The organism is Micromonospora sp. H33, from assembly GCF_052068455.1.
Lineage (GTDB): Bacteria > Actinomycetota > Actinomycetes > Mycobacteriales > Micromonosporaceae > Micromonospora.
The window spans coordinates 26,521-45,980 of the sequence record NZ_JBQHDE010000002.1; the positions used below are offsets into that span (position 1 = coordinate 26,521).

Annotated in this window: 18 protein-coding genes; 14 read left to right on the top strand and 4 right to left on the bottom strand. The window is 73.4% G+C overall.

Annotated features, from left to right (window positions below; all coding sequences use genetic code 11):
- Positions 1-67 precede the first annotated feature (67 nt).
- On the bottom strand, positions 68-538 hold the full coding sequence (locus ACTMS0_RS05675; protein ID WP_441154042.1) for a DUF4383 domain-containing protein: 471 nt from the start codon (positions 536-538) through the stop codon (positions 68-70).
- 247 nt (positions 539-785) lie between these two features.
- Here ACTMS0_RS05675 and ACTMS0_RS05680 point away from each other — a divergent pair, with 247 nt between their 5' ends.
- The 5 genes from ACTMS0_RS05680 (at position 786) to ACTMS0_RS05700 (ending at position 4,723) form a co-directional block, all read left to right on the top strand.
- Positions 786-1,544, top strand: a complete 759-nt coding sequence (locus ACTMS0_RS05680; RefSeq protein WP_441154043.1) for a hypothetical protein — start codon at positions 786-788, stop codon at positions 1,542-1,544.
- Between the two features lie 31 nt (positions 1,545-1,575).
- Positions 1,576-2,004 (top strand): phage holin family protein, encoded by a 429-nt coding sequence (locus ACTMS0_RS05685; RefSeq protein ID WP_441154044.1) that lies wholly within the window; start codon positions 1,576-1,578, stop codon positions 2,002-2,004.
- Positions 2,001-2,651: a DUF3618 domain-containing protein gene (locus tag ACTMS0_RS05690; protein WP_441154045.1), complete on the top strand. Its 651-nt coding sequence runs from the start codon at positions 2,001-2,003 to the stop codon at positions 2,649-2,651. The genes ACTMS0_RS05685 and ACTMS0_RS05690 overlap by 4 nt, the downstream gene beginning before the upstream one ends.
- Before the next feature lie 270 nt (positions 2,652-2,921).
- Entirely contained in the window at positions 2,922-3,557 is a 636-nt protein-coding gene (locus ACTMS0_RS05695; RefSeq protein ID WP_441154046.1) for an SRPBCC family protein, read from the top strand.
- The gene (locus tag ACTMS0_RS05700; RefSeq protein WP_441154047.1) at positions 3,554-4,723 is read left to right on the top strand and encodes a zinc-dependent alcohol dehydrogenase; all 1,170 of its coding nucleotides are present in this window, start codon (positions 3,554-3,556) and stop codon (positions 4,721-4,723) included. Before ACTMS0_RS05695 ends, ACTMS0_RS05700 begins: the two co-directional genes overlap by 4 nt.
- A gap of 39 nt (positions 4,724-4,762) precedes the next feature.
- On the opposite strand, the gene ACTMS0_RS05705 is transcribed toward ACTMS0_RS05700, so the two are convergent.
- Both ACTMS0_RS05705 and ACTMS0_RS05710 read right to left on the bottom strand, forming a co-directional pair.
- Positions 4,763-6,010, bottom strand: a complete 1,248-nt coding sequence (locus tag ACTMS0_RS05705; protein WP_441154048.1) for a cytochrome P450 — start codon at positions 6,008-6,010, stop codon at positions 4,763-4,765.
- A 263-nt stretch (positions 6,011-6,273) separates the two neighbouring features.
- Positions 6,274-6,492 (bottom strand): DUF397 domain-containing protein, encoded by a 219-nt coding sequence (locus ACTMS0_RS05710; RefSeq protein WP_441154049.1) that lies wholly within the window; start codon positions 6,490-6,492, stop codon positions 6,274-6,276.
- A 66-nt stretch (positions 6,493-6,558) separates the two neighbouring features.
- Between ACTMS0_RS05710 and pepN the strand changes: the two genes are divergently transcribed.
- The 6 genes from pepN (at position 6,559) to ACTMS0_RS05740 (ending at position 13,349) form a co-directional block, all read left to right on the top strand.
- Positions 6,559-9,075 carry an aminopeptidase N gene (pepN, locus tag ACTMS0_RS05715; RefSeq protein WP_441154050.1) on the top strand — a complete coding sequence of 839 codons (2,517 nt, stop codon included), beginning with the start codon at positions 6,559-6,561 and terminating at the stop codon, positions 9,073-9,075.
- Between the two features lie 172 nt (positions 9,076-9,247).
- Positions 9,248-9,844, top strand: a complete 597-nt coding sequence (gene nadD, locus ACTMS0_RS05720; RefSeq protein WP_441154051.1) for a nicotinate-nucleotide adenylyltransferase — start codon at positions 9,248-9,250, stop codon at positions 9,842-9,844.
- 109 nt (positions 9,845-9,953) lie between these two features.
- The gene (gene rsfS, locus ACTMS0_RS05725; RefSeq protein WP_168003094.1) at positions 9,954-10,355 is read left to right on the top strand and encodes a ribosome silencing factor; all 402 of its coding nucleotides are present in this window, start codon (positions 9,954-9,956) and stop codon (positions 10,353-10,355) included.
- On the top strand, positions 10,352-10,978 hold the full coding sequence (locus tag ACTMS0_RS05730) for a histidine phosphatase family protein (RefSeq protein WP_441154052.1): 627 nt from the start codon (positions 10,352-10,354) through the stop codon (positions 10,976-10,978). Before rsfS ends, ACTMS0_RS05730 begins: the two co-directional genes overlap by 4 nt.
- 205 nt (positions 10,979-11,183) lie before the next feature.
- Entirely contained in the window at positions 11,184-12,050 is an 867-nt protein-coding gene (locus tag ACTMS0_RS05735) for a DegV family protein (RefSeq protein WP_441154053.1), read from the top strand.
- Positions 12,051-12,581: 531 nt separating this feature from the next.
- Complete coding sequence (locus ACTMS0_RS05740; protein ID WP_441154054.1) at positions 12,582-13,349, top strand: SDR family NAD(P)-dependent oxidoreductase; 768 nt, start codon at positions 12,582-12,584, stop codon at positions 13,347-13,349.
- Between the two features lie 3 nt (positions 13,350-13,352).
- Here the strand turns inward: ACTMS0_RS05740 and ACTMS0_RS05745 are convergent, their stop codons facing one another.
- Positions 13,353-13,577, bottom strand: a complete 225-nt coding sequence (locus ACTMS0_RS05745) for a GntR family transcriptional regulator (RefSeq protein ID WP_441154055.1) — start codon at positions 13,575-13,577, stop codon at positions 13,353-13,355.
- 134 nt (positions 13,578-13,711) lie between these two features.
- Here ACTMS0_RS05745 and ACTMS0_RS05750 point away from each other — a divergent pair, with 134 nt between their 5' ends.
- From ACTMS0_RS05750 to ACTMS0_RS05760, 3 genes are all read left to right on the top strand, one after another.
- Complete coding sequence (locus ACTMS0_RS05750) at positions 13,712-14,647, top strand: helix-hairpin-helix domain-containing protein (RefSeq protein WP_441154056.1); 936 nt, start codon at positions 13,712-13,714, stop codon at positions 14,645-14,647.
- Positions 14,644-17,028, top strand: a complete 2,385-nt coding sequence (locus tag ACTMS0_RS05755) for a ComEC/Rec2 family competence protein (RefSeq protein WP_441154057.1) — start codon at positions 14,644-14,646, stop codon at positions 17,026-17,028. Before ACTMS0_RS05750 ends, ACTMS0_RS05755 begins: the two co-directional genes overlap by 4 nt.
- An 86-nt stretch (positions 17,029-17,114) precedes the next feature.
- Positions 17,115-19,307 (top strand): amylo-alpha-1,6-glucosidase, encoded by a 2,193-nt coding sequence (locus ACTMS0_RS05760; RefSeq protein ID WP_441154058.1) that lies wholly within the window; start codon positions 17,115-17,117, stop codon positions 19,305-19,307.
- Positions 19,308-19,460 lie beyond the last annotated feature (153 nt).

Here is a 19,460-nt window from a genome sequence, read left to right on the forward strand (position 1 = left end):
GACCGCGACCGGCGCGTGGCTGTTCGCCGGCGGGCGGGCCGCGGCCTGCGGGCGGCGGTGCCCACGGTCAGGGCCGGTCGAGGGGCCTGTCGAGCCGGCCGCCGGTGCCCACCCGGTTGGAGAGCAGGAGCCCGAAGACGAGCATCCCGAAGCCGAGGAAGAGGTGCAGCCAGTTGGCGGCGTCGTTGACGGGGATGATGTTCCCGCCGCTCTCCTGGTTGATGGCGAAGCCGTACAGCCAGAGGCCGAGGTAGAGGGCACCGCCACCGGCGAGGAAGAGGCGCGCGCCGGAGACGCGGCGGGCCAGCACCAGACCGACCAGGCCGAATCCCAGGTGCAGGATGTTGTGCAGGACCGACACCTGGACGAGGCCGAGCAGTTTCGCCTCCGAGTGGTGCCCGGCGAACCGCATCCCGCCGTAGTCGGTGGTGATCCCGGGAATGAATCCGAGCACCCCGATCAGGAGGAAGAGCCCGGCCGCCGCGAGGGCCGCGACCTGGACCCCGGTCCTCAGCCCTCCGCGTGCGTTCCGTGCCATCGCTGCACCTCTCGTGGATCCACGGACCCCTGCCGTGATGCCGGGCGCGGATCACCCTCACTCTGCGCGACGGCGACGTCCGGACCCGACGATCCTCCATTTTGAAGTCCGTCCGGGTGGCTCCGCAGAGAAATCGCCGATCAGGCATGGAAGCGAAAACGCAGGGTAGGTGATTTGTCGGCGGCGGTACGACCGTTGCCGATCCCCCAGAGAAGACCGCGACGGTCATCCGAGCGGAAGGGACATCATGACCTACGATCTGTCACCCACGTCGTCCACGTACGGGTCGGAGTCCACGAACGGCGGCGGGGTGCGCGAGCAGGCCCGCCAGGTGGGCTCGGAGGCCAAGCAGGCCGGCGGGGCGGTCGCCGAGACCGCCAAGGAGCAGGGCAGGGAGGTCGTCGGGGAGGCCCGGCGGCAGGCCCGGAACCTGTACGGCGAGGCGCGCAGCCAGCTCGCCGGCCAGACCGGTGAGCAGCAGCGCCGCGCCGCGGGCGGGCTCCGCTCGCTGGCCGACGAGATGCGCACGATGGCCGAGCAGGGCGGCCAGGCCGGCCCGGTGAGCGAGCTCGCCCGCCAGGCCGCCGACCGCGTGCACGGCGTGGCCGGCTGGCTGGAGCAGCGCGAGCCCGGCGACCTCGTCGCCGAGGTGCGCGACTACGCCCGCCGCAACCCGGGCACCTTCCTGGTCGGCGCCGCCGTGCTCGGCGTCCTCGCCGGCCGACTGACCCGCAACGTCTCGGCCGCGAGCGACTCCGACGGCGGCGCGTACGGCTCCGGCGCCGGTTACGACCCCGAGCAGACCGCGGTCCTCCCGACCGCGCGGGGCGTGCCGGACCAGATCCCGCCGGGCGGCTACCTCGACCCGACCCCGGGCGCGTACGTCGACCCGCAGACCACGACCAGCTACGCCGACCCGGCCGGCGGTACCGGGCAGCCGCTGCCCCCGCCGAGCCGGACCGACCCGCTGCCCGGTGTGCCGACGAGCGGGACCACCCGTCCGTGAGCGGCCGAGTCATCCGGAAGGAGGCGGCGGCATGACCACGCCGGGATATCACCCGCACGACGCGGACGAGGTCCGCAACAGCTCCATCGGTGACCTGATGCGTCAGGTCACCAGCGACCTGTCGACCCTGATGCGGCAGGAGGTCGAGCTGGCCAAGGCCGAGATCCGCGCGGAGGGCAGGAAGGCGGGCAAGGCGGCCGGCTTCTTCGGCGGCGCCGGGTTCGGTGGCTACATGGTGGCCCTGTTCCTCTCGCTCGCCCTCTGGGCCGGGCTGTCCAACGTGATGGACGCCGGCTGGGCGGCCCTGATCGTGGCCGTCCTCTGGGGCGCGATCGCCGCCGTCCTCTACTCCATGGCGAAGAAGAACGCGGAGCGTATCCGCGGCCTCAAGCAGACCAACGAGAGCGTGCAGCGGATCCCCGACGCGCTCAAGCCCCACCCGCAGGAGGTCACCCGATGAGCACCGACCCGGAGCAGATCCGCCGGGAGATCGAAGCCACTCGCAGCAACCTGAGCTCCGATGTGGACGCGCTGGCGTACAAGGTCAGCCCGTCGCGCATCGTCGACGACCGCAAGCAGCGGGTCCGCGGCGCGCTGCAGAATGTGAGGGACAAGGTGATGGGAACCGCGTCGGACCTCGGCCACAGCACGAAGCACGGCGCCCACGCCGTCGGCGACCACGCCTCCTCGGCGGCCTCCACCGTCAGCGACAAGGCGCACTCGGCCGCCTCGGCGGCGAGCGACGCCGCGCACCGGGCGCCCCACGTGATCCGGCAGAGGTCGGAGGGCAACCCGCTCGCCGCCGGCCTGATCGCGTTCGGCGTCGGCTGGCTCGCCTCGTCGCTGATCCCGGCCACGCAGCGGGAGCAGCGGGTGGCCACGCAGGTCAAGGAGCGCGCCGGTGAGCACGGCGGCGTGGTCAAGGAGAAGCTGACCGAGGTCGCCCAGGAGGTCAAGGAGGAACTGCGCGAGCCGGCGCAGCACGCCGCCGAGTCGGTCAAGTCGACCGCCCAGGACGCCGTGCAGACGGTCAAGGACGACACCCGCTCCGCCGCGCACGACGTCAAGGACCAGGCCCAGCAGTCCCGCGAACAGGTGCGGCACTGACCCTGTTCCGCCGTACGCCGCAGCTCGCGGCCACTCCCAGGAAGTGGCCGCGAGCTGTCGCGTGCGTCGCATCTCTCCGCGATCTTGCACTTTTGGCCTCCCGAATGCCCGGATCAGCCCGGTATGACCGGGCAGAAAGTGCAAGATCGCGGGAGTGGGGTGGGGGGCGGGGTGGACTGGGGCGGTTCGTCGTTTCGGTCCGCTCTCCCGGGGTAGCGCTGGCGTGAGGCGGGCGGCCCAGCAGCGGGTCGCCCGGGTGGAGGAGACGTGATGACCAGCAACGGAACGAGGTGGGCGTTGCTCGGCGCCACCACGGTGACGGCCGTCGGCGTCGGTCGCGCGGTGGCCCGCCGGCGGCACCGGCACCAGCCCGAACGGCGGGGCGGCTGGTACGTCGTGCAGCGCGGGGTGACCGTCGACCGGCCGGTGGAGGCCGTGATCGGCTTCTGGACCGACCGGGGGCGCATGGACCGTGCGCTGGCCGAGTGGGCGACCCTGGAGCAGCTCGACGAGAACCGGTGGAGCGCGGTGGCGACCGAACCCGGCGGCGTGGGCACGCAGTGGCGGGCCGAGATCACCGTCGAGGGGCCGGGCCGGCTGCGCTGGCGGGTGACCGACGGCCCGAAGCAGGAGGGCACGGTCGAGCTGGTGCCCGCGCCGCAGGGCCGAGGCACCGAGATCCGGGCCGAGCTGCGGTACCGGTCCGGTCCGCTGCGCCGGGCGATCGGCCTGGCCACCAGCCACGAGCCGGACCTGGCGCTGCGCGACACCCTGCGGCGGGTCAAGTCGCTGGTCGAGTGCGGCCAGGTGATCGACACCCGGCGCGACCCGTCCGGGCGCAGCCCGGCGCAGGAGAAGGCCACCGACAAGGTGCGTGAGAAGCTCACGGCGGGAGGACGGGCGTGAAGGCGCTGTGCTGGGAGGGCGTCGGCAAGCTGGCCGTACGCGACGTGCCGGAACCGCACATTCACGCCGAGGGCGACGTGATCGTCCGCGTCCGGGCGAGCAGCGTCTGCGGCTCCGACCTGCACCTCATCAACGGATTCGTGCCGACGACGCGGGAGGGCGACATCCTCGGCCACGAGTTCATGGGCGAGGTCGTGGAGACCGGCCCGGGCGTCCGCCGGCTGAACGTCGGCGACCGGGTGGTCGTCGGCTCGGTGGTCGCGTGCGGCGGCTGCTGGTACTGCCGCACCGAGCAGTACTCGCTCTGCGACAACTCCAACCCCCAGCCGGTCTTCGCGGAAAAGCTGTGGGGACACTCGCCGGCCGGCATCCTCGGCTACTCGCACGCCGCCGGCGGCTACTCCGGCAGCCACGCCGAGTACGTGCGGGTGCCGTTCGGCGACATCGGCGCGTTCAAGGTGCCCGACGGGGTGCCCGACGACTCGGTGGTGTTCGCCTCCGACGCGATGCCGACCGGGTGGATGGCCGCCGACTTCTGCGGCCTGAGCGGCGGCGAGGTGGTCGCGGTGTGGGGCGCCGGCGGCGTCGGCCAGATGGCGGCGCGCGCCGCCCAGTTGCTCGGCGCCGAGCGGGTGATCATGGTGGACCGGCTGTCGGAACGGCTGGCCACCGCCGCCGACCGGCTCGGCGTGGAGACGGTCAACTACGCGGAGACCGACGTCCTGGAGGCGCTGCGGGAGATGACCGCCGGCCGGGGCCCGGACGCGTGCATCGAGGCCGTCGGCATGGAGTCGCACGACGTCGGCCCGGCGTACGCGTACGACAAGGCGAAGCAGACCGCCCGGATGCAGAGCGACCGGCCCACCTCGGTGCGGCAGGCGATCATGGCGTGCCGCAAGGGCGGCACGGTCAGCATCGTCGGCGTCTACGTCGGGGTGATCGACAAGTTTCCGCTGGGCGCGGCCATGAACAAGGCCCTCGTGCTGCGGATGGGGCAGATGCACGCCCAGCGCTACATCCCCATGCTGCTGGACCGGATCGCGGCCGGGGAGATCGACCCCGGCTACCTGGCCACCCACCCGATGCCGCTGACCCACGGCGCGCGGGGCTACGAGATTTTCGAGAAGAAAGAGGAGGGGTGCCTCCGTACGGTCCTGCATCCCTGACCGGCCGGCGCCCCGCGCCCCCGTCGGGTGCGGGGCGGGTCAGGCGGTGCGGCGGACGTCGGTGACGACGAATCCGCTCGGCGGCAGCGTCGGCATCCGGCCGAGGTCCAGGGCCAGGTTCTGCGGCGGTACGTCGTACGCCATGGCGCTGGTCAGGTTGGTCACCGCGCGCTTCATCAGCTCGATGGTGATCCATTCACCGGGGCACCGGTGCCCGGTCAGGTGCTCGCCGCCGCCCTGTGGGACGAAGCTGAACGGGTCGCCGCGCCAACCGGTGAACCGCTCCGGGCGGAACTCCTCCGGGGAGGGCCAGAGCGCGCGGTGGTGGTTGGTCCCGTACAGGTCGAGCAGCACCCGGCGGCCCCGGGGGAAGTGGTGGCCCTGCCAGTCGAAGGAGCGCCGTACCCGGGCGGCGGCGACCGGGAAGAACGGGTAGTACCGCCGTACCTCCTGCACGAAGCTCTCGGTGGTCTCGTCGCTCTCGCCGACCCGGTCCCGCCAGGCCGGGTGGTCGTGCAGCGCGAGGGCCGCGAAGACGACGAAGCGGTCCACCGCGACGGTGGGGCGCAGCACGTTCAGCAGTTCCACCGCGGCGATCCGGCGGGGGAGGAGGCGGCCCTCGAGATCCCGGTGCTCGGCGATGACCCGCAGCGCGGTGCCCTCCGGCGCGGGCAGCGTGCCGGCGCGCACCCGTTCGATCAGGTCGCCGGCCCAGCGCTCGCCGCGGCCCCGGCCGAGCAGGCCCCTCCAGTGCGGGGGTCCGATCGCCACCGGGCTTTCGATCATCGCGTGCAGTTCGGCGGTACGCCGGTTCACCTGCGACTCCGCCAGCGGTACCCCGGCCCAGGCGCAGACCGCCCGGGTGAGGATCCGGGCCATCTCGCGGTAGAGCACCACCGGCCCGGACCGCTCCCAGATCGGGATCCGGGCCCGCCACTCGTCGTCGAAGAGCTGGCCGAGCCGGCTGATCGCGCTCGGGGTCATGATCGAGATGAACATGGCCTTGCGGTCGGCGTGCGCCGCACCGTCGAGCCCCTGCACCCCGCCGACGCCGGTGAGCGTCCGCTGGCCCCGCTTCGGCGTCGCCCCGGCCCGGACGAAGCGCTCGTTGTCGTAGAACAGCTCGGCGGCCGGCCGGCCCCGCAGGCAGATCGTGCGCTTCAGCAGGAGCCGGGTGGTGAAGACGTCCGTGCCGTAGCGATCGCACCGGTCGCTGATGAACCGGTAGCCGTCCCGCAGGAAGGCCAGCGTGCTCTCCGGGCTGCGGTCCGCCGGCATCGTCGCCATCGTTCCTCCTGACGCAGCTCGTCCGCCGAGCTTCTACCCAGGGCGGAGCCCCTGAATCCCATCTCGCCAGACCACGGACGGCGCGCGGTGGGAGGAGCCCACGGGGTACGCCGGCCGACGCCTGGCACCGGGTCGAGCGGCTGTTCTGCGGGGCGGTCGGCCCGGACGGCGAACGCTGCGCCGACGGGGCCGGCCACCCCGGCTTCCACCACGCGCCCGGCCCCGGCGGCCTCGGCTAGGGCGACGGTGACTGAGGTGTCCCGTCAGTCGAGGTCGAACTCGCCGTCCTGGGCGCCGGCGACGAAGGCGTCCCACTCGGCCTGGGTGAACACGAGCACCGGCCCGTCCGGGTCGGCGGAGTTGCGCATGCCGATCAGGTCGTCGACGAACGCGACCTCGACGGCCGCGTCGGAGTTGTCGCCCTCGGCCCGCTGCCAGACCGCCCGGGAGAGGTCGAAGTCGCCCTTGGGGTGCGTAGTCATGGTCCAGTCCTCCAGTGCCGCAGGTCAGGGGAGCGGGTCGGAAACCCCATCGGGCAGGATAAGCGGATGCCGAGCCTGACCCGTGTAGAGGCGACCGCGCGTGCCGCGGTGATTACCGTCGAGTCCTACCAGGTGGACCTCGACCTGACCGGCGGCGGCGAGTTGTTCCGCTCGCACGTCACCATCCGGTTCCGGGCCACCCCCGGCGCCGGCACCTTCGTCGAGTGCAAGCCCGCGACCCTGCGGTCGGCCCGACTCAACGGCACCGACCTCGATCCGGCCACGCTGGACGACAACCGGCTGCCGCTGTCCGGCCTCGCCGAGCACAACACGCTGACGGTCGAGGCCGACATGGCGTACTCGAACACCGGCGAGGGCATGCACCGGTTCGTGGACCCGGCCGACGGCGAGACGTACCTGTACGCCATGTCCTTCCTCGACGACGTGCAGCGCATCTTCGCCGCGTTCGACCAGCCCGACCTGAAGGCCCCGGTCACCCTCACGGTCACCGCTCCGGAACACTGGACGGTCGCCGCCAACGGCGAGCAGGCCGCCACCCCGCGCCCCGGCCGGTGGGAGTTCGTCCCGACCGCGCCGCTCGCCACGTACTTCGTCTCGCTGATCGCCGGGCCCTGGCACGTGCGCCGCGACGAGCACGACGGCATCCCGCTCGGGGTCTTCTGCCGCCGCTCGCTCGCCGCCCACCTGGACGCGGACATCGACGAGATCTTCACCGTCACGAAGCAGTGCCTGGACCGGTTCCACGAGCTCTTCGCCGAGCGGTACCCGTTCGGCAAGTACGACCAGGCGTTCGTGCCGGAGTTCAACGCCGGCGCCATGGAGAATCCGGGCCTGGTGACCATCCGCGACGACTACGTCTTCCGCTCCGCCGTCACCGACAGCCAGCGCGAGCTGCGGGCCACCACCGTCGCCCACGAGATGGCGCACATGTGGTTCGGCGACCTGGTCACCATGCGCTGGTGGGACGACCTGTGGCTGAACGAGTCGTTCGCGGAGTACCTGGGCACCAGGGTCACCGCCGAGGCGACCCGCTTCGACCGGGCGTGGACGACGTTCGCGATGAAGCGCAAGGCCTGGGGGTACGCGGCCGACCAGCGCCCGTCCACCCACCCGGTCGCCCCGGAGGAGGTGCGCGACGCCGCCGAGGGCCTGCTCAACTTCGACGGCATCTCGTACGCGAAGGGCGCCGCCGTGCTGCGGCAGCTCGTGGCGTGGCTCGGCGACGATGCCTTCCTGGCCGGCCTCAACGCCCACTTCGCGAAGCACCGGTTCGCCAACGCCACCCTGGCCGACCTGCTGGGCAGCCTGTCCGCGGCGAGCGGGCGTGACCTGACCGGCTGGGCCGACCGGTGGCTGCGCGCCGCGCAGGTCAACACGCTGCGCGCCGAGGTCGCCGTCGACGCCGACGGCCGCTACACCGAGGTGGCGGTGGTGCAGACCGCCCCCGAGTCCCACCCGGTGCTGCGCCCACACCGGATCGGCGTCGCCCGGTACGCAACCGACGGCTCCGTCGCGCACGCCGAGGTCGACCTGGACCCGGCCGCCGACGGGGGCCGTACGGTCCTCACCGAGCTGGCCGGGGCACCGGCCGCCCGGCTGCTGCTGCCGAACGCCGGTGACCTGACGTTCGCCAAGATCCGACTCGACCCGGCCTCGGCGGACGCCGTCCCGCTCGTGCTGCCCGGCCTGGCGGACCCGCTCGCGCGGGCGCTGCTCTGGGGCGAGGCGCTGGACGCCGCGACCGACGGGGAGCGACCGGTGGCCGCCCTGGTGGGGCTGATCGCTGCCGCGCTGCCGGCGGAGACCGAGGTCGTGATCGCCGAGGACGTGCTCACGCTGAGCCGCTCGCTGGTCGACCGCTACCTCGACCCGCTGGCCCGGGAGGCGGCGCTGGTCCGCGTCGCGGAGGCCTGCCGCCACCTGCTGGACACCGCTCCGGCGGGTGGATCGTTGCAGCTCGCGGCGGCCCGGGGCTGGATCGCCGCGACGACCGACGCCGACCTGCTGACCGGGTGGCTGGCCGGTCGGGACGTGCCGCCGGGGCTCGCCGTCGACGCCGAACTGCGCTGGGCGGTGCTGGGCCGGCTGGTGGTGCTCGGGGCGGCGGGCCAGGCCGAGATCACCGCCGAGGCGGCGGCGGACCGGAGCGCCACCGGCGCCGAGCGGGCCGCCCGCTGCCGTGCCGCGCTGCCCGACCCGGCCGCCAAGCACGCCGCCTGGGAGATCGTCGTCGCCGACACCGAGCTGTCCAACCGGCTGGTCGAGGCCACCGCGGAGGGTTTCTGGCAGCCGGAGCAGGCGGAGCTGACCGCCCCGTACGTGACCCGCTACTTCGCCGACATGCCGGCCGCCGCGCGACGCCGTACGCCCTGGGTTGCGGACCGGATCGCGGCCCTGGCGTTCCCGCGCTACGCCGTCGCGCAGACCACGCGGGAGGCGGTCGCGGCGCTGCTCGCCCGCGACGACCTCACGCCGGGCCTGCGCCGGCGCGTGGTCGACGCCGACGACGACCTGCGGCGCGCCCTGGTCGCCCGCACGGCCGTCGCCGCCGCCGCAGCCTGACGCCCCGGACCGTGCCCCTCCCCGCCGCCCGCGCGGCGCACTTTCAGGGAAAGAGTCGCCTTGTCCCCGGGAATGGCCACTCTTTCCGTGAAAGTGCTGCCCGTCGGCGGCGGGGTGGTGCGCGCGGGCGGGGTGGGGGAGTGGGGGGTCGGGGGCGGCCTAGGATCGCGGGGTGGAGGAAGACATCCGGCGGATCGGGATCATGGGCGGGACGTTCGATCCGATCCACCACGGGCACCTGGTCGCGGCCAGCGAGGTGGCGGACCGGTTCGGGCTGGACGAGGTCGTCTTCGTCCCGACCGGCCAGCCGTGGCAGAAGGTGGACGAGCCGGTCAGCCCCGCCGAGGACCGCTACCTGATGACGGTGATCGCCACCGCCTCCAACCCCCGCTTCCAGGTCAGCCGGGTCGACATCGACCGCGGCGGCCCCACCTACACCGTCGACACGCTGCGTGACCTGCACGCCGAGTACGGTCCCAAGGTCCAGCTCTTCTTCATCACCGGCGCGGACGCACTGGCGAAGATCCTCTCCTGGAAGGACCTGGACGAGATCTTCGAGCTGGCCCACTTCATCGGGGTGACCCGGCCGGGGTTCGAGCTGTCCGACGCCCACCTGCCCGCCGACACGGTGACCCTGGTGCAGGTGCCGGCGATGGCCATCTCGTCCACCGACTGCCGCGACCGTGTCGCCCGGGGCGAGCCGGTGTGGTACCTGGTCCCGGACGGTGTGGTGCAGTACATCGCCAAGCGGCGGCTCTATCAGCAGTGATCTGTCCCGTATGCGCTTGTTCGTACCCTCGACGCACGGTAACTGACCGGTCGGAACCCGGGCGTGTGTGAGAGGCTTGGAGGGTCGCACGGATGATCGAAGGAGAACGGTGACAGTTTCGGAACGCGCCCACGAGCTGGCGATGGCCGCCGCGCAGGCCGCCGCCGACAAGAAGGCACAGGACATCGTCATCATCGATGTTGGTGACCAGCTCGCCATCACCGACGCGTTCCTGCTCGCCGCCGCCCCCAACGAGCGCCAGGTGCTCGCCATCGTCGACGCGATCGAGGAGCGGCTGCTCGAGCTGCCGGAGAAGGCCAAGCCGGTCCGGCGCGAGGGGGAGCGCGGCGGCCGCTGGGTGTTGCTCGACTACGTCGACATCGTCGTGCACGTCCAGCACACCGAGGAGCGCGAGTTCTACGCCCTCGACCGGCTCTGGAAGGACTGCCCGCAGATCCCGTTCGTGGACCGCGACCTCGCCGCCGCCGAGTCGGGCGCCGCCGCCGAATGACCCGGCTGATCGTCTGGCGGCACGGCAACACCGACTGGAACGCCACCGGCCGCGTCCAGGGGCAGACCGACGTCTCGCTGAACGACCTCGGCCGTGAACAGGCCCGCACCACCGCGCCGCTGCTCGCCGCACTGCGCCCGGACGCGATCGTCGCGAGCGACCTGAGCCGCGCCGCGGACACCGCCGCCGCGCTGGCGGCGCTGACCGGCCTGCCGGTCCAGACCGACGCGCGGCTGCGCGAGCGGTACTTCGGGCTCTGGCAGGGGCTCGCCCTCACCGACGCCGCCGAGCGCTACCCCGACGAGTACGCCCGCTGGCGCGCCGGTGACCCCGACCCGGGCGCCGGCATCGAGACGCTGGACGACCTCGGCAAACGCATCGGAGCCGCACTCCAGGACGCCGCCGACGCGGTGCCCGGCGGCACCGTGGTGATCACCACGCACGGCGGCGGCGCCCGGCAGGGCGTGGGCCAGCTGCTCGGCTGGGACCACCACGTCCTGCGGACGGTCGGCTCCCTGCAGAACTGTCACTGGACGGAGCTGCGCCACGACGACGCCCGGGGCTGGCACCTGCGGGCACACAACGTCGGGCTGATCTCCGCGCCGGTCACCGACCCGGTCTGACGCCGGCCCGACCGCCGCCCTGGCCGATCGTTCTCGCGGCCCGGTGGCTCGGGCCGGCGGTCGTCGCTGCGGCCCGGTCGCTCAGGCCGGCTGTCGTGCTGCGACCCCGGCACACCCCGGCTCGCGGTCGTCGCTGCCGCCCGGCCGTCCACACCGGCGGTGGTCCGGCCTCGGCGATTCCGCCGAGATCGGCTAGCGTTCCGGCATGCCCGTCGCGGTCGTCACCGACTCCACCGCCTACCTTCCCCCTGAGCTGCTGGCCGTCCACCGGCTGACGGTGGTGCCGCTGACCGTCGTCCTCAACGGCGCGGAGGGGCTGGAGGGGGTCGAGACCTTTCCGGCCGACGCCACCCGTGCGCTCAGCGGCCGGCGGGTGTCGGTGAGCACCTCCCGACCCGCTCCGGAGCAGTTCGCGGCGACGTACCGCCGGCTCCTCGACGAGGGCGCCGACGGCATCGTCTCGGTGCACCTGTCGGCGGAGCTGTCCGGCACCGTCGAGGCCGCCCGGCTGGCCGCCGCCGACCTGGGCGACCGGGTGGCGGTGGTGGACAGCCGCTCCTGCGGAATGGGGATGGGCTTCTCGGCGGTCGCCGCCGCCGGGGCCGCCGCGGCCGGTGCCGACCTGTCCGGGGTACGCGACGCCGCGCAGGACGCCGTCGCCCGGACCACCGTCTTCTTCTACGTCGACACGCTGGAGTTCCTCCGCCGCGGCGGCCGGATCAATGCCGCCTCGGCGCTGCTCGGCACGGCCCTCTCGGTGAAGCCGATCATGCACATGCCGGACGGCGCGATCGTCCTGAAGGACAAGGTGCGCACCGCCAGCCGGGGCATCGCCCGCCTGGTCGACCTGGCCGTCGAGGCGGCCGGCGACGCGGACGTGGACCTCGCCCTGCACCACCTGGACGCCCCACAGCGCGCCGAGGCGCTCCGGGACGCGCTGGCCGCGAGGCTCGGCGACCGCCTGCACGACACGTACGTCTCCGAGGCGGGCGCGGTGGTCGCCGCGCACGCCGGACCGGGCCTGGCCTGCGTGGTCGTGCACCGCCGCCCGCCGGCCGCAGTGACGGGATAGCGTCGGTGCCGGGCGCGGCGTGCCTGAGCGCCCATGGCCCGGTGTCGGGGGTGCTGCGTCGCGGGATGCGGCGTGTCGGGGCTTGGCGAGACCGCGGGGGGGGGTACCGCATCCCGAGTCGATCAAGCGAGCCGGTGGGGCTTCCGGTCGCCGGATTGCCGGTCGGCGGGGTGCCGGTCGGCGGGGTGCCGGCGCCCGCTGAGGTGGCGGTGCGGCCGCTGTCGAGCTGCCCCATCTATGAGACCAGCCCGCCGGGGCGGACGGGCTGGGGACGGTTCGCCGGGCCGGATGGGCTGCGGACGGTTCGCCGGACCGAATCGCTGGGAAACAGTTCGCCGGGCCGGATGGGTTGGGACGGTTCGCCGGGCCGGATGGGCTGCGGACGGTTCGCCGGGCCGAATCGCTGGGAACGGTTCGCCGTGTCGATGGGTTGGGACTGTTCGCCAGGCCCGGATGGCTGTGGACGGCTCGCGGAACCAAGCGAGGTGAACGGATCGCGGAGCCGGGCGGGCCGCGGACGGAAGGAGTGCGATGGCCTGTGTGGTGACCGGAGGCGGCCGTGGGGTCGGCCGTGCTGTCGTGGAACGGCTCCTCGCGGCCGGGGAGACCGTCGTGGTCCTCGAGCAGGATCCGCAGGCGGTCGCGTGGGTGAGCCCCCACCCGGCCGCTGACCGGCTGGTCGCCCTCGTCGGTGACGCCGCCGATGACGAGGTCGTCGCCCGGGCCGCCGACCTCGCCGAACGAACCGGGCCGCTGACCGGCTGGGTGAACAACGCGGCGGTGTTCCGGGACGCCTCGGTGCACGAGGCGTCCGCGGGAGAGGTGTTCGACCTGATCGGCCGCAACCTTCGCCCGGCCCTGGTCGGTGCCACCGTCGCGGTGCGCCGCTTCCTCGCCGCCGGCAGCGGCGGGGCCGTCGTCAACGTCTCGTCGCACCAGGCCCGCCGGCCGGTGCCGGGCTGTCTGCCGTACGCCACGGCGAAGGCCGCCGTGGAGGGTCTGACCCGGGCGCTGGCCGTGGAGTACGGGCCGCACGGCATCCGCACCAACGCCGTCGCGCTCGGCTCGGTGGCCACCGAACGGCACGCCGCCTTCCTCGCCGAGCGGGAGCAGGCGGAGGCCGAGTGGATCGACGCCGAGCTGCGCCGGTTGCATCCGGTAGGCCGGATCGGCCGGGTCGAGGAGGTCGCCGAGGCCGTCGCGTGGCTGCTGTCTCCGGCGGCCACCTTCGTCAACGGGGCCACCCTGCCGGTCGACGGCGGCCGTTCCGTCCTGGGCCTCGACCCCGAAGCCCGCTGACCGCTAGCGCTTCTCGGCGACCCAGAGGCCCCGCCCCTGCAATCCGACGACGAGTCCACGGTCCTGGAGGATGATGATGGCCCGCTGCACCGTGGTCACGCTGACCTTGTACAGATCGGCGAGCTCCTTGTAAGTGGGCAGCCGTTCGCCCGGCGGGTACTCACCGCTCCTGATGCGGGCGCTCAGATCCTCGGCCACCTCGCGGTAGCCACCGGTCGGTATTGGCATGTGCGCTGGGCTGACGCTGCGCGCGCATACCACACCAGGGACATGATCAGGGCGTTGTCCACAGTGGCACCGTTGTCCACAGATGCGCAGGCTGGGGGCGGCGGCCACCGTCCGTCGCGGCCTAGCCTCACGCCGTGTCGTACGACGAGGAGACGGTGGTACGGGAGCGGCTGCACCGCGTGCTGCCGTCGGCGACGGACGACGCGGCTGCCAGGGGTGCCGCCGCGTCGCGCCGGCCCGTCCTCGACGCCCTGCCTGTAGGTGAGGTGTCCGGTGGCAACGGTGCCGGCCTCTACGCGGCGGGTGCTCCACACGATCGGAACAGCGTCGATGCTCATCCGGATCCGGGCGACGCACTCCCGTCGACCGTCCCGGGTGCCGCGTGGGAAGCGGACGAGAGCGGCCGGTCGCGCGTCGGCGCCGGTCGCGCGTTGCCGGGACCAGGCGCGTTCGACCCGGGCCGGCGCGGGGTGCGGGCGCTGGCCGTCGTCGCCGTGCTGGTGGTGCTCGGCGCCGGTTTCTGGGCCTGGCGGTCCCGCCCGCGGGCCGAACCGGTCACGCCGGTGGCGGAGGCCTCGGCGGTCGCCCCCGAAGGCGGGTCCGAGCCGTCGGCGACGCCCGGTGACGAATTGGTGGTGGCGGTGGCCGGGAAGGTCCGCCGGCCGGGGCTGGTACGCGTACCGGCCGGTGCCCGTGTCGCCGACGCCGTGCAGGCGGCCGGGGGAGCGCTGCCGGGCGTGGACGTGGCCCTGCTGAATCCGGCCCGCAAGGTGGCCGACGGGGAGCTCATCCTCGTCGGCGTCGCCGCGCCGCCCGGTGCCGCGCCGCCCGGTGCCGCACCGTCGGGGGCCGCCCTGGGCGCGGTCCCCGGGGCGGGCGGCAAGGTCAACCTGAACACCGCCACGCTCGCGCAGCTCGACGCGCTGCCCGGGGTCGGGCCGGTCCTCGCGCAGCGCATCCTCACCCACCGGGACCAGCACGGCGGTTTCCGGGCGGTGGGCGACCTGCGCCAGGTCGACGGCATCGGCGATGCGCGGTACGAGCAGCTCAAGGACCTGGTGACGGTGTGACGCGTCATCATGAACCGCCGGGTGCCCGGGACGTACCGGATCTGCGGCTCGCCGGGCTGGCCGTCGCCGCATGGCTCGCCGCGCTGGCCGGCCTGCACGTGAGCGCCGGTACGTCAGTGCTCGTGGCCCTGGTCGCGGCCGCGGCGGCCGGTCTGGGCGCACTGCACCTGCTCGGCCGCCTGGGTCGGCCGGCCGCGCCCGTGCGCCGCCACGGCTGGATCGCCGTCGCCGTGCTGCTCGGCGTGGTCTGCGGCGCGAGCGCCACCGCCGCCCGCGTCGCCGCACGGGACGCAGCGCCGATCCGCGCGCTCGTGAACGACGGCGGCACCGTCACCGCCGAGCTGGTCGTCCGTGACGACCCCCGTGCGGTACGCGGCGTCCCCGGACGTCCCACCATGTTCCTGATCCCGGCGGAGTCGACCCGCGTCACCCCGCCGGACGGCCGTAGCGTCGAGGCGCGGGTGCGCGTGCTCGTCCTCGCCACCGATCCGGCCTGGCGGGGGCTGCTGCCCGGGCAGCGGCTGACCGCCGAGGGCCGGCTGGCCGCTCCACGGGGCGGTGACCTGACCGCCGCCGTCCTCCGGTCGGCGCGACCTCCGGCGGAGCACGGGCCGCCGCCGGCGTCCCAGCGGGCCGCCGGTGCGCTCCGCGCCGGTCTCCAGGACGCCTGTGACCCGCTGCCGGACGAGCAGGGCGGCCTGCTGCCGGGGCTGGTGGTGGGTGACACGAGCCGGTTGCCGTCCGCGGTGGAGGAGGACTTCCTCGCCACCGGCATGACGCACCTCACGGCCGTCTCCGGATCGAACGTGGCGATCATCGTCGGCGCGGTGCTGCTGCTCGCCCGCTGGGCACGGGCCGGTCCCTGGCTCGCCGCCGGTCTCTGCGGGCTCGCGCTGGTGGGCTTCGTGATCCTGGTCCGCCCCTCGCCGAGCGTCGTGCGGGCGGCCACGATGGGCGCGATCGGGCTCGCCGCGCTGGCGGCCGGCCGACCTCGGGCGGCGCTGCCCGCGCTGGCCGCGGCGGTGACCGTACTGGTGCTCGTCGACCCCGAGCTGGCCGGTGATGCCGGCTTCGCCCTCTCCGTGCTGGCCACCGGAGGGCTGCTACTGCTCGCCCCACGGTGGCGGGACGCGCTACGCCGGCGCCGGGTGCCGGCCGGCGTCGCCGAGGCGGTGGCGGTGCCCGCCGCCGCCCAGCTCGCCTGCGCGCCGGTCGTGGCGGGGATCTCCGGCACCGTCAGCCTGGTGGCGGTCCCGGCGAACCTGCTGGCGGTGCCCGCCATCGCACCCGCCACCGTGCTCGGCGTGGTGGCGGCGGCGCTCTCGCCGCTCTGGCCGGCCGGGGCCGGGTTCCTCGCCTGGCTGGCCAGCTGGCCGGCGTGGTGGCTGGTCACCGTCGCGCACCAAGGGGCGCGCATGCCCGCGGGGACGCTGCCATGGCCGGACGGCGTGGCCGGGGCGCTGCTGCTGTCCGGGCTGACCCTGGCGCTGCTGGTGGCCGCCCGGCACCGGGTCGTCCGCCGACTGGTGGCCGTGGTGGTCGTCGCCGCCGTGCTCGGCGCCCTGCCGGTGCGGCTGGTGGCGTCCGGGTGGCCGCCGGCCGGCTGGGTGGTCGCCGCGTGCGCGGTCGGGCAGGGCGACACGGTGGTGCTGCCGGTCGGTCCGGGCCGGGCGGTGGTGGTGGACGCCGGGCCGGATCCCGGCGCGGCCGACCGCTGCCTGCGCGGGCTCGGTGTCCGCGAGGTGCCGCTGCTGGTGGTCAGCCACTTCCACGTCGACCACACCGGTGGCGTCGCGGGCGTGTTCCGGGGCCGCCGTGTCGCCGCCGTCCTCACGCCTCCGTGGCCGGAGCCGGCGGCCGGGCGGGACCTGGTTCGGGCCACGGCGACGGCCGGCTCCGCCGACCTCGTGTCCGCTCCGGTTGGCTGGCGCTACCGCGCTGGCGGGGTGGAGCTGGCCGTCGTCGGCCCGCCGTACCCGCTGCGGGGCACCCGGTCCGATCCGAACAACAACTCGCTGGTGGTGCTCGCCACGGTCGCGGGGGTTCGGATCCTGCTCGCGGGCGACGCGGAGACCGAGGAGCAGCGGGCCGTGCTCGACCGTCCTCCGCCCGGTGGGCTCCGGGCCCACGTCCTGAAGGTCGCCCACCACGGGAGCGCCTACCAGGATCCGGCCTTCCTCGACGCGGTCCGTCCGGCGGTCGCGCTGGTCCCGGTCGGGACGGGCAACACGTACGGGCACCCGAATGCGGCGGTGCTGGGCCGCCTCGCCCGGGGAGGGGCCCGGGTGCTGCGTACCGACATCGACGGTGACGTGGCGGTGACCCGGTCGTCCGGCCTCGCCGTCGTCACGCGGGGCAACCGGACGGGGCATCCCACCTAGGCCGTAGACGGGTGGAGGCTGCGTATGCCAACTTCACCTCATCAGGGTGAGGACGGCTCCTCCTCCGACGGCCTAGCGTCGCGATCATGACGCAGATTCGTCCGACGCCGGCGGATCCCCGTCCGGCGCAGCCTCGCGATCCCCTGGAGCGTGTCGCCGAGGCGCGAGCGCTGCCGCCAAACTTGGGCGACAACTCGGTGGCGTTGGTCTACGGGTCGACGTTCATGCTGACAGCGCCCAACGGTGACGTGCCGGCGGGAAGCATCGGTGGCCTCGTGCACCTGGACACGCGGCTGCTCAACCGGTGGGTGCTGCGCATCAACGGCGCGACGCTACTGGTGCTGCGTTCGGACACCGTGGACGCGTACTCAGCGCAGTTCTTTGCGACGAATCCGCCGTTGCCCGGCCTGCAGCAGGATACCGTCGCCGCCCGCCGCATGCGGTATCTGGGCGATGGGCTGCATGAACGGATAGAAATCTCCTGTTACTGGCCTGAACCTCTCCGGCTCGAGGTGCGCATGGAGACCGGCACCGATTTCGCCGACCTGATTGAGATCAAGTCGGTGGTGCTCGACCGGTCGGACCGCATCGACCGCCACCATGGACGGGACGGGTCACCGCTCTTCTTCTCCTACGAGCACGAAGGATTCAGCTCCCAGGTCGGCATCTCCGCCTCACCACCGCCCGACCATGTTGACGGTGACGACCTGGTGTGGGTTGTCGAGCTTGCCCCGCACGACACGTGGAGGGTGGACCTGCACGTACCGCTCCCACCGGGCACGGAGATGCCGAACCGGGTCAGCGGCGACATCGCCGACGTCCTCCACCACCGGGTAGAGGATCCCCACGCCCGGTTTCAGGCGCAGGTCTCTCGGTTGCGCAGCGAGCACCCGCTGCTGGAGAGGGTGATGGATCAATGCCGCGCTGACCTCATGGCAATGCGGATGGAGATGGAGATCAGCGGCCAATTGGTCAGTCTGCCCGCTGCCGGGCTGCCGTGGTTTCTCACCCTGTTCGGCCGGGACACTCTCATCACCGCCTACCAGTCCCTGGCGTCTGGGCCGCGCCTGGCCAAGGGCGCCCTCCTCGCCCTAGCGCAGTTGCAGGGGAAACGATGTGACGACTTCAGCGACGAGGAGCCCGGCAAGATCCTGCACGAGGTGCGCAGAGGTGAGCTCACCCGCCGCGGGCTCAAGCCCTACGACCCCTACTACGGAACTGCGGACGCCACCCAGCTCTGGCTGATCCTGCTGTCGGAGTACTGGCGGTGGAGCGGCGACGACGACCTGGTCCGGTCACTGCGCGACAACGCCATGGCCGCCCTGGCATGGATCGACACCTACGGCGACCGAGACGGCGACGGCTACGTCGAGTACGCGACCAGGTCGGCCGAAGGCCTGGGCAACCAGTGCTGGCGCGACTCCTGGGACGGGATCCGCTTCGCCGACGGCGGCATCCCGGTGCTGCCGATCGCTACCTGCGAGATCCAGGGCTACACCTACGACGCGAAGCTACGCCTCGCCGAACTCGCCGACGGCCCACTGGGAGACCCCGGCCTGGCCCGCCGGCTCCGCACGGTCGCGGCCGACCTTCACGACAACTTCAACCGCGACTTTTGGCTCGACGAGCGCGGCGGCTTCTACGCCGTCGGACTCGACGGGGACAAGAACCCTATCGACTCCTTGACCTCCAACATGGGGCACCTCCTGTGGAGCGGGATCGTGCCGCCGGAGCGTGCTGGAATCGTCGCGCGGCAACTGCTGTCGCCGCAGATGTTCTCCGGCTGGGGTATCCGAACCCTGAGCACCGACGACCTCCCCTACAACCCCATCGGCTACCACCTGGGCACCGTCTGGCCCCACGACACGTCCCTCGCGGTGCTCGGCCTGTACCGCTACGGCTTCCGCGACGAGGCCAACACCGTCGCCCTGGCGCTGCTGGACGCCGCCGCGCAGTTCAACTACCGGCTACCGGAGGCCCTTGCCGGCTATCCCCGGAGCCAGACGACCTTCGCCGTGCCCTACCCGACGGCGTGCAGCCCGCAAGCCTGGGCCAGCGGCGTCCCGATCGTGCTCGCCCGAGCCATGCTCGGAGCGGAGCCCGTCGGCGGGAAACCTACCCTTGACCCGCATATTCCAGCCGAAGTCGGCCGGATAACCGTCAAGCGCCTCAACGCCTTCGGCCGCTTCTGGGACATCGACGCGGTCGGCGCCACCGGCACCGTCCGCCCGTCTCAGAACCAGGCCGTGTCTCGAAGTTCCGGCGCGGCCGGGGTGTGACGTCGAGGCGTGGCGGGACGAGGTCACCGTCGCACTCGGGATTGATGCTTATTGTCGAAATTGCAGGGCGAACGAGATAAATGTCTGGATTTGCGCTGAGTGCGGGCTCCGCCATCGGAGTCCGGACGACCAGGCTGGCACCGGCGGCCGGCC

Coding starts and splice junctions, on each gene's coding strand:
- ACTMS0_RS05675 (WP_441154042.1), bottom strand. CDS start 538: ATGGCACGGAACGCACGCGGAGGGCTGAGGACCGGGGTCCAGGTCGCG.
- ACTMS0_RS05680 (WP_441154043.1), top strand. CDS start 786: ATGACCTACGATCTGTCACCCACGTCGTCCACGTACGGGTCGGAGTCC.
- ACTMS0_RS05685 (WP_441154044.1), top strand. CDS start 1,576: ATGACCACGCCGGGATATCACCCGCACGACGCGGACGAGGTCCGCAAC.
- ACTMS0_RS05690 (WP_441154045.1), top strand. CDS start 2,001: ATGAGCACCGACCCGGAGCAGATCCGCCGGGAGATCGAAGCCACTCGC.
- ACTMS0_RS05695 (WP_441154046.1), top strand. CDS start 2,922: ATGACCAGCAACGGAACGAGGTGGGCGTTGCTCGGCGCCACCACGGTG.
- ACTMS0_RS05705 (WP_441154048.1), bottom strand. CDS start 6,010: ATGGCGACGATGCCGGCGGACCGCAGCCCGGAGAGCACGCTGGCCTTC.
- ACTMS0_RS05710 (WP_441154049.1), bottom strand. CDS start 6,492: ATGACTACGCACCCCAAGGGCGACTTCGACCTCTCCCGGGCGGTCTGG.
- pepN (WP_441154050.1), top strand. CDS start 6,559: ATGCCGAGCCTGACCCGTGTAGAGGCGACCGCGCGTGCCGCGGTGATT.
- ACTMS0_RS05730 (WP_441154052.1), top strand. CDS start 10,352: ATGACCCGGCTGATCGTCTGGCGGCACGGCAACACCGACTGGAACGCC.
- ACTMS0_RS05735 (WP_441154053.1), top strand. CDS start 11,184: ATGCCCGTCGCGGTCGTCACCGACTCCACCGCCTACCTTCCCCCTGAG.
- ACTMS0_RS05740 (WP_441154054.1), top strand. CDS start 12,582: ATGGCCTGTGTGGTGACCGGAGGCGGCCGTGGGGTCGGCCGTGCTGTC.
- ACTMS0_RS05745 (WP_441154055.1), bottom strand. CDS start 13,577: ATGCCAATACCGACCGGTGGCTACCGCGAGGTGGCCGAGGATCTGAGC.
- ACTMS0_RS05760 (WP_441154058.1), top strand. CDS start 17,115: ATGACGCAGATTCGTCCGACGCCGGCGGATCCCCGTCCGGCGCAGCCT.